Source organism: Silvibacterium acidisoli (assembly GCA_022870745.1).
Lineage (GTDB): Bacteria > Acidobacteriota > Terriglobia > Terriglobales > Acidobacteriaceae > Silvibacterium.
On record CP085323.1, the window covers coordinates 1,871,536 to 1,884,993 of the forward strand.

Here is a 13,458-nt window from a genome sequence, read left to right on the forward strand (position 1 = left end):
TCGCTCTATCGCCTCAGGCCGTCTCGACTACAAGGTTGACTGCATCGGAGAGACGCTTCCAGTTCGCCGTCTCCGCATCGAGCTGCTTGCGCCCTGCGGCTGTCAGCGAATAGAACTTTGCCTCGCGGCCCGTCTCGCTCTCTGCCCACTTGGCGCGGATCCAGCCCTGCTGCTCAAGCCGGTGCAGTGCCGGATAGAGCGAGCCCTGCTGTACCTGCAGCACATCATTCGAGAGCTGGCCGATGCGCTTGGCGATGGCCCAGCCATGCTTCGGCTCAAGAGCCACGGTTTTCAGAATCAGCAGGTCGAGCGTTCCCTGGACGAGGTCACTTGGTTTTCCCATACTATGACTATCTACATCTTGCATTGTAGATAGTCAAGGCATGTGTGACGAATTACTCCGCGCGCAGTGCTTCCACTGGATTTGCAGCCGCCGCGCGGCAGGCCGGAACCAACGCTGCTCCCAATGCAGAGAGCGCAAGCAGCAGGGCTGCCGACACGAGCAGCATAGGCTCCCAGGGCTTTACGCCGAAGAGACGGCTTGAGATGAGATATCCCGCTGCGATCGATGCAGGCAGGCCGATCGCTATGCCAATCCCCGCCTCCAGCATGGCTGTGCGCAGAATCAGGCGCACGACGCTGACGCGATCCGCGCCAAGCGCCATGCGCACACCAATCTCCGTGCGACGCTGGCCTGCCCCATACGAGGTCACTCCGTAGAGACCGATCACAGCGAGCGTAAGTGCGATCGCACCGAAGAGCGATGCAAGGCTGGCGATCATATTCTGCTGCTCGTCACCGAGAAGGCCTGAGTAGGGCGTGATGTCGTTGGCCACAAGATTGGGATCGACATCGGCGAGTGCGCTCCTGATCTGCGCCGCAAGATCAGGATGATCTCCCGGCGCCCAAAGCACGATGTCGTAGAGATAGTGGGACCACAGCTCGCGACTCTCGTTATTCGCTTCGTGGAAGACCGTTGTCTGCGCCTCAGGAAGATAGTAAACAGGCTCCGGTCCATCTGGTTGATTCGCCAGCGCCATGTCGGCGGCTACACCGACGATCTCGTACATACCGGAGTTGCCCGAAGGAATCGGCCCGAAGTGCTGCCCGATCGGATTAGCTGTGCCAAAGAATTCCCTCGCGAAACTTTCATTCACGACAGCGACCGCGCGCGATCCCGCGTTGTCTTCCTCTGTCAGCGAACGCCCCATGACGATCCTGTTCTGAAAGGTCGCGAAGAAGCCTGGTGTCACACGTGTCCACTCTGCGCTCATATCGTCGCGCAGTCCAGGATCGGATCGGCCGGCGATGCGAATCTCGTGTGTCCAGCCGCCGGTAAGCGGCGCATGCAGCGCAGCCGCTGTGCCTTGCACATCGGGGATGGCCTGCAGTCTGTCGGTGATTGCGCGGAAGAGTGGCGTCAGTCGCTCCTGCGGATAATTCAGGATTTTCGTATCGATGCCAACGAGATACCTGCCATGCGGATCGAAACCGACATTCCGCCTCTCGATATTGCGAAGGCTGGTGCCAAGCATCGCCGCTGCACTCAGCAGCACAAGCGAAGCCGCCACCTGCACCACCACCATGGCCCGCTGCATGAGCGCGCCGGTTCCAAACCCACTGCGTTGCTCGAGCGCACGCCCCACACCACGCAGCGCCTCCATCGGGTCGGTACGCGAAGCGAACCATGCCGGAACCGTTCCCGCCGCAATCGCGGTGAGCATCGCGAGCCCCAACGAGAAGCCGAGCACAGGCAGCGAAGGCGTGGCCGTGAGGCTGGTCCAATCTGAACCGAAGGCGAGGTGAAGCATCAGCCGAACGCCCGCATAGGCAACACCTGTTCCAGCCGCGGCGCCCAGCAAGGCGAGAACGAGGCTTTGCGCCAATGCCCGGCGCATCAGGGAAATTCGCGAGGCTCCCAACGCTGCACGCAGCGCTACCTGTGGACGGTTGCGCAGTCCGCGCGCCAGCAGCAGGTTGGCAATGTTCGCGCACGCCACCAGCAGCACGCAGAGCGAGGCTGCGAGTAACAGCTTCAGACTCTTTCCATAGCCCTCACGCAGTGTCGACACGCCGGAGCCGCCGGGCAAAAGGTGTAGCGTCTGGGCTGGAACAAGCTGCCTTTCATCCTGCGACATATCGGCGCGATGACTGGCAAGCCACTGCTGCAACTCGGTTTTCATCTGGCTTTCGACCGCAGCGTGACTCACCTCGGGGCGAAGCCGCCCGATGACGTCCAGCCATGCGGAGCGAGGGTCTTTCAAACGCGTACTTACGCCTGCAATCAGCGGCTCGGAAGTGAGAGGAAGCCAGAAGTCAGGCATGGAGTCGGCATCGAGTTTCGCGCCGTAGAAGCCTTCCGGTGCGATGCCAACAAGCGTCATGGCATGCCCGTTGATCTCAAATGTCGAACCAACGAGCGAAGGATCGGAGGCATACTTCTGCTGCCACGTCCGGAAGTTCATGACCGTGACAGGCGGCGCACCTTCACGATCATCTTCGTCGTTGAACATGCGGCCGTAGAGTGCTGGAACGCCAAGGGTGCGGAAGAAATTTCCCGATACATATTCGCCGTTGCGGCTCTGCGCTACCTCGCGCGACCCTGCGCGTCGCACACCGAGGTCGGCATTTCCCATGCCGGGCTGAAAGGCTGCCATATCTGCAAACGCATCCGTATGGTTGCGAAAGAAGCGATAGGCCTCCCACGAAAAGAACCGCCAGTTGCCCTGGTCATATCGGTCGCTATAGCAGCAGTCGGAGTCGTTGCCCAGGAGCCACAACTCGCCGGGCCTGTTTACCGGCAGTGATCGCAGCATTACTTCGTCCACAAGCGTAAAGATGGCGGTAGTTGCGCCGATGCCAAGGGCCAGCGTCAGCACGGCTGCTGCTGTGAAGACCGGTGTTCGCAGCAGCTCGCGAAAAGCATGACGCAGGTCTCGCCATGCGCCTTCGACTGCAAGCACGGCATCGGAAGCGAGGGTCTGCTCGCGCACGGTGACAGGATTTCCAAGACTCAGTCGGGCGGCGCGGCGTGCCTCCTGCCCGTTCATTCCTGAGCGAAGATTTTCCTCGGCTTCCATTTCGAGATGCACGCGCAACTCGCGCTCGATCTCGTCCTGCATCCGCTCGCGCTGAAAGAGATTCCCCAGCCGCCGTACCCAGCCCATCGCCGCACGCCCCTTCACAACCGGTACTATGACTATCTACACGATGAGTTGTAGATGGTCAAGGTATCAGTCACTTCGAAAGCAACAGGCTACCTGGTGCGAAGCTCTTCGACGAAGCTCGTCAACTCCAGCGGCAGGCCTGCTTTCAGATCCAGCATCTTTCCTGTCTTCGGATGCTCGAACTCGAGTTCTGCCGCGTGCAGGAAGTTGCGATCGAGAGCGATCGATTCCGGCTCGGGAGCGGACTTCTTCTTCGGCCCCGGCAGGACGATGCGCGCGGGCGCGCCGTAGAGCGTGTCTCCCACAACAGGATGACCAATCGACGACAGGTGCACGCGGATCTGGTGGGTGCGTCCCGTCTCGATGCGCACGGAGACAAGTGTGAACTGGCCGAATCGCGATGTGATGCGCTCTACCACCGTGTAGTGCGAGATGGCGTTGCGGGCGCCTTCATCGCGCTTTGTCGTCATGCGGGTGCGACGGATGCTGTCGCGTGCGATGGCCGCGTTGATGGTTCCCTTGTCCTGCTTGAGGCTGCCATGCACCAGCGCGAGATACGTCTTGCGCATGCGGCGCTGCGAAAACATCTCGCTCAGCTTCAGGTGCGCGGCGTCGTTGCGGGCTACGATGATGAGGCCGCTGGTCTGCTTGTCGAGGCGATGCACGATGCCTGGCCGCATCGGGCCTCCGGCGCTCGACAGGCTCTGGTAGTGCGCGAGCAGCGCGTTCACCAATGTCCCGCGATTGCGCTCGTCCTCGGTCGCACCCGCGCCTGCGTGCACCATCATGCCTGCTGGCTTGTTGATGACCGAGAGGTCCTTGTCCTCGTAAACGATATCGAGCGGAATCGACTCGGGGATGGCGCGCAGCGGCGGCGGTTCAGCGGGGCCGGTAATTTCAACTGTCTCGCCGCCCTTGAGTTTGAAGGAGGGCTTGGCGGCTGCTCCGTCAACCAGAACCTTGCCCTCTGAAAGCAGCAACTGCACACGCGAGCGGCTGACAGACGTGAGCTGGCGCACCAGCCACGCATCGAGCCGGTTGCCGGCGTCTTCAGGAACTACGTTGTAAGTTTCGCTCACTGATTCGGCTTACCCGGGCCGATGAGTCCCTGCGGCCATGCGGTGGAGTTTGGCTCCGGCGATGGCAGCGGCGGTGCATTCGGCGTCAGCAGGCTGTGATCGAACATCCAGCGGCGAAGCAGCGACGGCCATACCTGCAGCGGAAGAATCTCACCGCAAAGTCCGCAGCCGTGGTTGGCGTAATCGAAGAGGTGCAATTCGGCGGAGACATGCGCGTGAACTAGAGCGGTGTAGAACTCGACCGAGTTCTCGACCGGCACGACCGGGTCGTTCGTCGTGGCCCAGATGAAAGTGGGCGGCGTCTTGTCGGTCACCGCGTACTGATTCGAGTATTCGTGAAGCAGCTTTGGATCCGGCGTCTCGCCAAGCAGGTTCTTCGCCGAACCGACATGAGCGATCGAGCCGGTGAGGCTGATGACCGGATAGCCGAGCACTCCGAAGTTGGGCTGGCAGGTCACGGAGTCGGCAGCGTCAATCTTCTTCTCGGGCAGCGTGTCGTCTCCGCAGTGGGTCAGCAGCGAAGAAGCAAGGTGGCCACCCGCCGAGAAGCCCATTACGCCGATGCGATTGGGGTCCACTCCATACTCGGCGGCGTGCGCGCGGATGACGCGCATGGCGCGGCGTCCGTCGTCGATCTCAACCGGGTAGCGATAGGGGCTCACGCGATAGTCGAGCACGAAGGCGGGCATACCCTGCTGGTTGAGCCAGGTTGCGATCTGGAAGCCTTCGTAGCCCATGGCGACCATGCCGTATCCGCCGCCGGGAATCACCAGGACCGCGGCGCTGGTGGATGGCTTCTTGGGCAAAAAAGCATATATACGCGGCTTGTCGGACTCGGTGACTCCGAGCGCTCCGGGTGCGCCGTTCGGATACAGGTAGATAGGGGGCGGAATAGCCGCTCCAGCCTGGGCGTGGGCAACCGAGACACCGGAAAGCAGCAAGGCTGTAACAGGAAGAAGGCGCTTAAAGAGTTGGAGTGGCATCGGTAGAAGTATATCGGCGGTCGAGCAGCAGTGCGCCCCCGGCAACCACGCAGGCAGCTCCGAGGCCGAGTGAGAGCGCAAAAGGAGCGGGTTCAGCGCGCAGCATTCCAGCAAAAAAAGGGATTACGCCGCAGGCAAATAACCAGGCTCCGGCTACGCGGCCCGATCGAATCCGTCCTGCGCCGGCGAAAAGCACCGCAAAGACCAGTAGCCATGCCACTGCCTGGTAAAGTTGCACCGGTTCGACGGCAGCGCCGAGAGGCGTTCCATACCAGAGCTGTGCCAGGGGGTTGCGGTAGGTGACCGTCCAGGGAGCGCTCACCGCAATACCGTAATCCACCCCCGCCAGAAACGCGCCGAAGCGCTCGATGGCCAGCGAAAGCGCCGCAGCCGGCGCGAGGCAGTCCATCACTCGGAGCACCGGCAGGCCTGCAGCGAGCGCGTAGAGCAATGCCGCGGCTCCGCCGATGAACATCGCAGCCGGCATGATCCACGCATCGCGCAGGTGTGTAATGCCCAGCACCCAGAAGGGATGCTGCCGGAAGGCGCTGAAGTAGGCCGCCACAATCAGCAGGCGAGCTCCCACGAGCGTGGCGAGGATGCCGGTGATGCAGAGGCTCCAGACGCGGTCAGGGTTCAACCCAAGGCGGCGCGCCAGCGAGAAAGCCAGTCCAAGCCCGGCCAGCAGTCCGAGAGAGGTCAATGCTCCATACGTCGGGATGGCAATATGGCCGAGCTGGAAAAGGCGGGGATACAAATCGGGCGTGGGGCTTAAGAAGTCAAGACCGACCCACTGGGCCGTAGGTTGCGCGCCGGTGAACCCGTCCTAAGACGGCGGGAACTCGCCGTGGCTCTTTAGGCATTCCGGACTGGCGGACACTGCACACCGAGCCAAATGTCGAGTCAAGCTCCCTGGTTCAATGAATGTAGGTTCAACCGGCGTTAGCCGCCGTACCTGCTTTGCAGGTCGGTCTCTGAAATGGATGCTAACCGGGGGTGCAAGAGATTGCAAGTTGATCAGATTTCCCGCGATTTTGATCCGCTCTGGACTCAAAATGGGAAAGCCTGCTCCTGCAACGAGTTGTCATTCTGGACACAGTGAGAACGGGTATTTCGCTTGACATCGCCTCGGCACTCGGCCAGGCGAGACATAAGTAGAGCCGGGCTTAAGCCCGTTGTTCTCACGGTGACGCCCCCAGATCCTGGGGAGCAAACAGTTGCCGACTCTTACCCTGCGCGGCGTCCGTCGCCCAGCACCGAATCGAGCAATCCGTTCAACGAGTTCGCACGGTTCCGGATCGCGTTCTGATTGCGGCGGGCATCGGAATCCTGCGCATCCTGCTTCTGCTTGAGGGTCGCCAGCTCGTCAGCGATGTTCAACGCGGCAAGCACAGCCACGCGCAGCGAATCCACTGTCTTGCCATGGGAGGCGACAGCGCGCATCTTCGAGTCCACACGCTCGGCAAGAGCGCGAATGTATGCCGGGTCGTGTCCGCGAAGGTGGTAGGTCTGGTCGTAAATATCGACGCTGACAAATTCGGGGCTTTCCATCTCCCCGCTATCGCTGAATCCCATCTGGCCCTGCTCCGGCTTGGTCGATTGCATCATCTGCGATCGGTCTCCTTTGGGGTATTCAGGCAGTGATTTCATCCAGGTGCTTCAACAGCTTTTCAACGCGGCCACGGATGGTGTCGCGCTCATTGCTCAATGTGTCAATCTGTGAATGGGCGGAGGCATTTTCATCGTTGAGCTGCGCCACCGTCTTCTCCGAATTTGCAAGCTGGTCTTCAAGCGTAATAATGCGCTGCTCGGCGTTCAGGCCACTCTCTTCCAGGCTCTGCACCGAGGCTTCGAGCGTCTCGACACGCTTGTCGGTCTCCTCGATGCGCTGTTCGGCTTCACGAACGCGCTGTTCCGCCGCAGATCTTGCCTCGCGCTCGCTCTTCAGCAACTCAACCGTGCGCAGAACCCGATGTTCGAGGGCGCTGAAGTCGTCGGCGGCGATAGAGATTTCCATTTCCTGCAGGGCGGGGCTAGACATGTACGGCATCTCCTGAAAACACGTGCTGTGCGTGTTTGGGTTCTCTGCGAAGTATAGCGCCGATGCCACGGTGGATGGAGCCGAAATATAATCTGGCGTGCTCTTCTGGATACTCAGGGCTCAGGATGAGACGGTCGACGCATCTCTGATGTTTGTCATTCCGAACGAAGTGTGGAATCTGCACTTCGCTTCGCACAGGATCGATGCTCTGCCGTAGCAAGACATCGGTAGCGCGGCAGATAGTGACAGGGCTAAAGCCCTGTCCTACCTTCTCGATGCTTACCCGCGCAGACGGCCGCCCAACGACTCCATCGCCGCGATCACCTTCTGCGAAAACTCCTGCAGCTCTTCCTCGCGCAGAGTGCGCTCAAGTGACTGGAAGACCGTTCCCAGCAGAAGCGAGTAATATCCCTCGGGGATCGACTTCGCCTCGCGCAGAATCTCCTTCGGCGCGAAGCTGCGCAGCTCGGCGATTCCGAGACCTTTGAGCGCGGCTTCGATCGAAGCCCACTCGACCGCACTCGGCACCAGCAGCGAGAAATCGCGCCGCACTGCCTGGAACTTCGAAAGCTCGGCAATCGCAGGCACGCGCAGGCTGCGCTGGTAGATGCGGTCGGCGAAGATCTCTCCAACAAAGATCGCCTGTTTGAGCTTGCGGCGTTCGGCCTCGACCGGGTGAAGTTGGCCGAAGAAGCCGGCCGGCTCGCCATCCACGGTCACGCGCGCGCTGCGGCCCGGATGCAGCCACTTCGGCAGCCCTTCGCGATCGTACTTCACTTCCGCAGTTGCAAATTTGCCCAGCAGCGTCTCGATCGTGCCTTTCACGTCGTAGAAGCTGACCTCGCCCTCTCCAAACGCACGGCCCGATGCCCCAATAGCCAGCGCCGGACGCTCGTTCACCTGCGCGGTGCTGCCGGTGAAGGCCGTGCCCAGCTCGTAGAGCACCACATCTTCGACGTCACGGTTCAGATTCAGCGCCAGCATGGTCAGCATGCCCGGCACCAGCGAAGGACGCAGCATGCCTGCCTCTTCGCTCAGCGGATTGCCCATCGCCACGCAGACATTCGTCTCGGGAGCAAAGAGCTCGGCATCGCTGGCCGCGCAGAAGGTGGACGAGATCGCCTCCGTCCAGCCCAGCGCCAGCAGCGTGCGGCGGATGGTCGTTTCCTTTTCAGCCCACGGCAGCTCGACGACCGAGCCCGAGAATGCTGGCAGTGTGTTCTGGAAGCGGTTGTAGCCGTAGACGCGGGCGATCTCTTCGATCAGGTCGATCTCGCGTTCGAGGTCCAGCCGCCAGCTTGGCAGCGTAACGTCGTACTCGCCTTCCGTCTTTGTCGAGAGGCCGCAGCCGAGTCCAGTGAGGATCGTCTCCGCCGTTGCGGTCGAGATGCCAGCAGCATCTTCCGTCGCACCCAGCAGGCGAACGATTTCGCTCGTGCTGAAGTGGATGCTTGAGCGGTTCGCCGTGCGCTTCTGAATCGCCGGCACGATCACGTCGACCATCTCGCCTACCTGCTCGCCGCCTGCCTCAAGCAGAATGCGGCTGACCAGCGCCGAGGCCACCGGCGGAGCGTTGAAGTCGGCTCCTCGCTCGAAGCGGTGCGAGGCGTCGGTGTGGATCAGGTGGCGCTTGGAGCTGCGGCGAATGCTCGCCGTATCGAACCACGCTGCCTCCACCAGCACGTTCTTCGTCTCGGAGGTGATGCGCGAATCCCAGCCACCCATCACCCCGGCAAGACCGAGAGCTTTCTTTTCGTCGGCAACGACCAGGTCTTCGGGATCGAGCGTGCGCTCGACTTCGTCCAGGGTCTTGAGCTTCTCGCCCTTGTAAGCGCGGCGAACAACGATCGCTCCCTCAACCTTGTCGAGGTCGAAGGCGTGCGTCGGCTGGCCCATCCCCAGCATGACGTAGTTGGTCGCGTCGACGGCATTCGAGATCTGCTTCTGCCCGAGCAGACCGAAGTGCTGCGCAACGATTCCATCTGACGGACGGATTGTCACACCGCGCAGCACCCGAGCCGTGAAGCGTCCGCAAAGCTCGGGAGCCTCGATGCGTACCGGATAGCCTTCGCCGGGCTGCGCCGCAGGCAGGCTCGTCTCGAGCGCCGCCAGCTTCAGTCCATAAATGATGGCCGCCTCGCGCGCGACTCCGTAATGGTTCATGGCATCGACGCGGTTGGTGGTGATGTCCATCTCAAAGAGCGAGCCGTTACCTTTGCCAAGGTCATTCGTTCCCAGGTCAAAAACGCCTTCGACGGCGATGCCGCGCAGGGTCAGGTCGTCGGCAAGCTGACGGTCAGAAACAGTGAGGCCGGGAAGATAGGCGCGCAGCCATTTGGTAAGAATCTTCATGCTTAATTCGTTGCTTTCTTCTTATTCGTCAGCCAGTACATGGGCACAAATGCAGCCAGGGAGAAGGCTAGGCAGCCAAACAGGGGACTGGTGTAGCCGAACTGCGGCAGGCAACCCTGCAGGGCCGCTCCGGTAATCGGCGTCTGCGTCAGGTTGCAGGCATTGCCGAAGAAGACCGTAAACAGGTCAGAGAACTTGGCATTGCCGTTGACCAGTACGCTGTGCCCGACCTTGATCCACCACTCACCTACTCCATACAGGAACCAGGCCGAAGCCACTACCCAGGTCCATGCCTGCGCCTTCTTCCATGACGGCATACGGCGCGGAGCGGGCGTTCCTGGAATCAGCAGAAACAGGTGCAGCAGCAGAACCGCCAGCACTCCGCCGGAGAAACCTGCGATCAGGCTGAAGTCGAGCGGATGGCGCACAAAGAAGCTGGTTATGAATGCGCCCGGCTCCGGGTGCAGCTTGCGATAGCTGAAGCTGATGACCCAGCGAACGAGGTAGTTCGTTACCAGGTAAACCGGCACCTGCAGCAACCACTTGCCCAGCCAGATGGCTCTCTGCTTCGAATCGTCCAAACGTACTTCGTCCTGGTTCATGCGAACTGCTCCCCCGCTCACGCGAACTGCTCCAGGAAGCGCACATCGCCCGAGTAAAGCAGGCCAATGTCGCTGATTCCATACTTCATCATCGCAATGCGATCGATGCCCATGCCGAAGGCGAATCCGCTGATCTTCTTCGGGTCATAGGCCGGCTGCTTTTCCTGCACGAAGCCAAAGACCGCGGGGTCGACCATGCCGCAACCCAGCAGCTCGATCCAGCCGGAGTGCTTGCACTTGCGGCAGCCCTTGCCACCGCAGAACGGGCAGCTGATCTGAACGTCTGCCGAAGGCTCAGTAAAGGGGAAGAACGACGGAAAGAAGCGCGTCTTCACGCTCGAGCCGAAGAGCTCCTTCATGGCGTGGTCGAGCGTGCCCTTGAGATCACTGAACGTAATGTTGGTATCGACGCACAGCCCCTCGATCTGGTGGAAGATCGGCGAATGCGTAGCGTCGGCCGCGTCGTTGCGATGCACCTTGCCAGGGATGACGATGCGCACCGGGGGAGGCTGCTGCTCCATGGTGCGGATCTGGACAGGCGAAGTGTGCGTACGCATCAGCAGGCGCTCGCGCAGCGGCTTCTGCTCCTGCGCGGCGACGACCAGCGTGTCCTGGGTATCGCGTGCCGGGTGGCCCGGCGGAAAATTCAGCGACTCGAAGTTGTAGAAGTCGGTCTCGACCTCGGGCCCCACGCCAACCGAATAGCCCATGCGCGCAAAGATCGCAACCAGCTCGTTGAGCGTCTTCACCAGCGGATGCTCCGCCCCCGGCTTGGCGCCGGTGCCGGGCAGGGAGATGTCGATGACGTCGATCTCGAGCGCACTCGACGCGGACGCGTTGCCTGCATTCTCAAGCTGCTGCTCGATCTCGGCCTTGAGCACGTTGAAGCGCTGGCCAATAAGCTTTTTCGCCTCAACCGGAGCCGATTTGAGCCAGGCATCGCTGATGGCCTTCAGCCGGCCCTGCTTGCGGCCCAGCCATTGCAGACGAAAGGCCTCGACCGACTCGGGCGTGGCAAGCGCAGCAGCCGAAGCAGCCACTTCGCTCGAGATAGCAGCAAAGGCCTGATCGAGTTCGGCCTCGGAATAGCCGGAAAGCTGGGGGATCGATTCCCCGGAAAGAGTCTCAGACATAGTCTCTTTGAGGATAAATCAGGCGCCCGGTTATACTGCGGCAGACGTGATCCGCAACCGGCACAATTCGGTCCTCCGTACACTTGCCGTCATCGCAATGCTGATCATGCTGGCGTCCCTGCTGGTCCCGCATCTTCATGCAGATCACCTCACGCCGTGCCTTGCAGCCGTCACGATGCTGCTGATCGAAACCCTCCCGCTGATGCAGCGCATCCAGGGATGGAGCGATCCGGATCACGGTTCCCTGCCCGATTCTCCTACCCCGCACGCCAGCTTCCAGCGCCCTCCGCCCTTTTTAGCAGTCTGATCGCAAGCATTTACGGGAGCTCAGGCAGCTTTGAGGCTGCTCAGCGTCGTTACGCGACCCTGCACGCGAAAACAGCGAAGGTATTCATGGATTTTTTTATGGTGTTGGTCGGTGGGCTTATCGCCTACGTGGGTCTGATTCTGGCCGTTTTTGTATTCCAGCGCGCCAAATGGAGGCGCAACAAGGGTCTCGGCAAAAAGCGCTGGGGCTTTTATCCAAGCACTACAGCCCTTGGAAATGCTTTCCAGACCCTCCAGCTATTTGCCCAGCCCGAGGTCCGCTATGTTCTTCAGGAAAAAGAGACCGACGACGTAGAGAAAGACGATGAGGACGATCCCGAACATCCGGAGAGATATCTCAACCGCCAGCTTCGACGAATTCGTAACGGTGAGGAGGTCGGGGTATTGAAAATCCGAAAGGGCAGATAAAGTCTGCTCGGCTATTTACGAACAAGGCCGTGGGAACCATGCCAAACTACGGCCAGCGCTGTGCTCCATGCAGAATGCGGAGCAGATCTACTCTGTCGTTTCGAACACGATAGATCGCAAGAAACGGCAGATCAGGAAGAACCAGCTCGCGCGTCCCCTGTTTACGCCCCGGTCTGCCCAGGAGCGGCATCTTTTCGAGAGAATCAAGGGCGATGGAAATCTGTTCCGCTGTCTGCCGTCCGCGAAATAGACCAAAATGAGCATCAGTGTAGTCGCAAATCTTCGCAAAATCCCGAAACGCCGGGCTCGTCCAGTGAACCTGCATCAGCGCTGGTAGCGGCGATCCAGAAAAGCTTTCACCGCGGCTTGATCCACGAAGTCTCCGCGATCCGCCGCATCCTCACCCTTCTGCACTTCACCGAGAAACCAGCCTTCGTAAGCAACCAGACGCTCAATGGCTTCCACAGCCAGAGCCTCGCTGTTTTGGCCGCGGTTGGCCGCCAGTTCCGAAAGCTTGCTTTCGAGGGATGCTGAAAGATGAACTTCCATGCTTTGAGCGTAGAAACCCTTTGGGGGCGTGTCAACCGCTTTCACGCAAGGGATGGATACCGTTACCTGCGGCTACTTCATTGGAGCCGGTACGCCCAAATAGGCCAGAAATGCCCGCGTCATCTCTTTGCGAAGAGCCTGATCGTTCTTCGGCAGGCTGTCTTTCCAGTAGTTGGGGTCGGGGATGGTCACGATGACCTCCTGCAGGGTGCTGATCATCATCGTTAGACCCAGGGAGACAGCGACTCTTGGCTCCGGATGGGGGATCGCCTGGGCGTTGGTCATCAGCAGGCCGACCAGCCGATTGTTGAAGCGCTTTTCGAGGCGCGTGATTTTCTTCCAGAAATCCGTCCCCTGTTTGCTGAGGACGAACTGGCGCATGGCGTAAAGAAGTCTGGCATTTGTCCGAAAGCTTACAACCAGCGAATGAACAAGCTGATTGACGAAAACCGGCAGCGGGATCTGGTGTGCCATCTCCTGCGTCAGGCCATTACGCAGGTGTTCTTCCTGGTTTTCGTAAATATCGAGGATGACGGATTCGAGCAGGGCATCTTTGTCGCTGAAGCGGCGATAGATAGCGCCCGGAGTCAGCCCGGCATGCGCGGCAATGCGGGGGATGGTCGTTCCGTCGAGGCCATGCTGCCCAAGCACCTCGGTGGCGGCTTTGCGCATACGGCGCAGCGACTCGCGGCTGCGTTCCTGCTGCGGCGCCAGTTCGTCCGTTTCCGGTGCGCGCTTCTTTGAAGCCTTCTTTGCCGAAATGCTTCTCGGTTTTTCCGTTGCTGTCTTCTTCGCCGGCATTGCTGTCATTTCTATC

General features: G+C 60.5%; 15 protein-coding genes and 1 other RNA gene. 2 read left to right on the forward strand and 14 right to left on the reverse strand.

Going from position 1 to position 13,458, the window contains the following annotated elements:
* Positions 1-13 precede the first annotated feature (13 nt).
* From LJD29_RS07600 to pheS, 11 genes are all read right to left on the reverse strand, one after another.
* Positions 14-343: a PadR family transcriptional regulator gene (locus LJD29_RS07600; RefSeq protein WP_446745151.1), complete on the reverse strand. Its 330-nt coding sequence runs from the start codon at positions 341-343 to the stop codon at positions 14-16.
* A gap of 52 nt (positions 344-395) precedes the next feature.
* Positions 396-3,167, reverse strand: a complete 2,772-nt coding sequence (locus LJD29_RS07605; protein WP_446745152.1) for an ABC transporter permease — start codon at positions 3,165-3,167, stop codon at positions 396-398.
* A gap of 89 nt (positions 3,168-3,256) precedes the next feature.
* On the reverse strand, positions 3,257-4,246 hold the full coding sequence (locus LJD29_RS07610) for an RluA family pseudouridine synthase (RefSeq protein ID WP_446745153.1): 990 nt from the start codon (positions 4,244-4,246) through the stop codon (positions 3,257-3,259).
* On the reverse strand, positions 4,243-5,229 hold the full coding sequence (locus LJD29_RS07615) for an alpha/beta hydrolase (RefSeq protein ID WP_446745154.1): 987 nt from the start codon (positions 5,227-5,229) through the stop codon (positions 4,243-4,245). Before LJD29_RS07615 ends, LJD29_RS07610 begins: the two co-directional genes overlap by 4 nt.
* The gene (locus LJD29_RS07620) at positions 5,210-5,986 is read right to left on the reverse strand and encodes a prolipoprotein diacylglyceryl transferase family protein (RefSeq protein WP_446745155.1); all 777 of its coding nucleotides are present in this window, start codon (positions 5,984-5,986) and stop codon (positions 5,210-5,212) included. Before LJD29_RS07620 ends, LJD29_RS07615 begins: the two co-directional genes overlap by 20 nt.
* Positions 5,987-6,012: 26 nt before the next feature.
* A non-coding RNA gene (gene ssrS, locus LJD29_RS07625) (6S RNA) lies at positions 6,013-6,201 on the reverse strand.
* Positions 6,202-6,456: 255 nt separating this feature from the next.
* Positions 6,457-6,837, reverse strand: a complete 381-nt coding sequence (locus LJD29_RS07630) for a cell division protein ZapA (RefSeq protein ID WP_446745156.1) — start codon at positions 6,835-6,837, stop codon at positions 6,457-6,459.
* A gap of 25 nt (positions 6,838-6,862) precedes the next feature.
* Positions 6,863-7,270, reverse strand: a complete 408-nt coding sequence (locus tag LJD29_RS07635) for a hypothetical protein (protein WP_446745157.1) — start codon at positions 7,268-7,270, stop codon at positions 6,863-6,865.
* Between the two features lie 279 nt (positions 7,271-7,549).
* Positions 7,550-9,622: a phenylalanine--tRNA ligase subunit beta gene (pheT, locus tag LJD29_RS07640; RefSeq protein ID WP_446745158.1), complete on the reverse strand. Its 2,073-nt coding sequence runs from the start codon at positions 9,620-9,622 to the stop codon at positions 7,550-7,552.
* 2 nt (positions 9,623-9,624) lie between these two features.
* Entirely contained in the window at positions 9,625-10,245 is a 621-nt protein-coding gene (locus tag LJD29_RS07645) for a hypothetical protein (RefSeq protein WP_446745159.1), read from the reverse strand.
* Positions 10,242-11,357, reverse strand: coding sequence for a phenylalanine--tRNA ligase subunit alpha (pheS, locus tag LJD29_RS07650; RefSeq protein ID WP_446745160.1), 1,116 nt, complete (start codon positions 11,355-11,357; stop codon positions 10,242-10,244). Before pheS ends, LJD29_RS07645 begins: the two co-directional genes overlap by 4 nt.
* 7 nt (positions 11,358-11,364) lie before the next feature.
* On the opposite strand from pheS, the gene LJD29_RS07655 reads away from it, so the two are divergent.
* Together LJD29_RS07655 and LJD29_RS07660 are read left to right on the forward strand one after the other, a co-directional pair.
* Positions 11,365-11,664 carry a hypothetical protein gene (locus LJD29_RS07655; protein ID WP_446745161.1) on the forward strand — a complete coding sequence of 100 codons (300 nt, stop codon included), beginning with the start codon at positions 11,365-11,367 and terminating at the stop codon, positions 11,662-11,664.
* 86 nt (positions 11,665-11,750) lie between these two features.
* A complete protein-coding gene (locus tag LJD29_RS07660; RefSeq protein WP_446745162.1) occupies positions 11,751-12,092 on the forward strand; it encodes a hypothetical protein in 342 nt (113 codons plus the stop codon).
* A 46-nt stretch (positions 12,093-12,138) separates the two neighbouring features.
* On the opposite strand, the gene LJD29_RS07665 is transcribed toward LJD29_RS07660, so the two are convergent.
* The 3 genes from LJD29_RS07665 to LJD29_RS07675 form a co-directional block, all read right to left on the reverse strand.
* Positions 12,139-12,417, reverse strand: a complete 279-nt coding sequence (locus LJD29_RS07665; RefSeq protein ID WP_446745163.1) for a type II toxin-antitoxin system RelE/ParE family toxin — start codon at positions 12,415-12,417, stop codon at positions 12,139-12,141.
* On the reverse strand, positions 12,417-12,641 hold the full coding sequence (locus LJD29_RS07670; protein WP_446745164.1) for a CopG family ribbon-helix-helix protein: 225 nt from the start codon (positions 12,639-12,641) through the stop codon (positions 12,417-12,419). Before LJD29_RS07670 ends, LJD29_RS07665 begins: the two co-directional genes overlap by 1 nt.
* Positions 12,642-12,713: 72 nt before the next feature.
* Positions 12,714-13,451 carry a TetR/AcrR family transcriptional regulator gene (locus tag LJD29_RS07675; protein ID WP_446745165.1) on the reverse strand — a complete coding sequence of 246 codons (738 nt, stop codon included), beginning with the start codon at positions 13,449-13,451 and terminating at the stop codon, positions 12,714-12,716.
* Positions 13,452-13,458: the final 7 nt, after the last annotated feature.

Bases quoted from the DNA above. Each gene is read 5' to 3' on its own strand.
- LJD29_RS07665 (WP_446745163.1), bottom strand. From the start codon at position 12,417: ATGCAGGTTCACTGGACGAGCCCGGCGTTTCGGGATTTTGCGAAGATT.
- LJD29_RS07600 (WP_446745151.1), bottom strand. From the start codon at position 343: ATGGGAAAACCAAGTGACCTCGTCCAGGGAACGCTCGACCTGCTGATT.
- LJD29_RS07630 (WP_446745156.1), bottom strand. From the start codon at position 6,837: ATGATGCAATCGACCAAGCCGGAGCAGGGCCAGATGGGATTCAGCGAT.
- LJD29_RS07635 (WP_446745157.1), bottom strand. From the start codon at position 7,270: ATGTCTAGCCCCGCCCTGCAGGAAATGGAAATCTCTATCGCCGCCGAC.
- LJD29_RS07615 (WP_446745154.1), bottom strand. From the start codon at position 5,229: ATGCCACTCCAACTCTTTAAGCGCCTTCTTCCTGTTACAGCCTTGCTG.
- LJD29_RS07675 (WP_446745165.1), bottom strand. From the start codon at position 13,451: ATGACAGCAATGCCGGCGAAGAAGACAGCAACGGAAAAACCGAGAAGC.
- LJD29_RS07660 (WP_446745162.1), top strand. From the start codon at position 11,751: ATGGATTTTTTTATGGTGTTGGTCGGTGGGCTTATCGCCTACGTGGGT.
- LJD29_RS07670 (WP_446745164.1), bottom strand. From the start codon at position 12,641: ATGGAAGTTCATCTTTCAGCATCCCTCGAAAGCAAGCTTTCGGAACTG.
- pheT (WP_446745158.1), bottom strand. From the start codon at position 9,622: ATGAAGATTCTTACCAAATGGCTGCGCGCCTATCTTCCCGGCCTCACT.
- pheS (WP_446745160.1), bottom strand. From the start codon at position 11,357: ATGTCTGAGACTCTTTCCGGGGAATCGATCCCCCAGCTTTCCGGCTAT.
- LJD29_RS07605 (WP_446745152.1), bottom strand. From the start codon at position 3,167: ATGGGCTGGGTACGGCGGCTGGGGAATCTCTTTCAGCGCGAGCGGATG.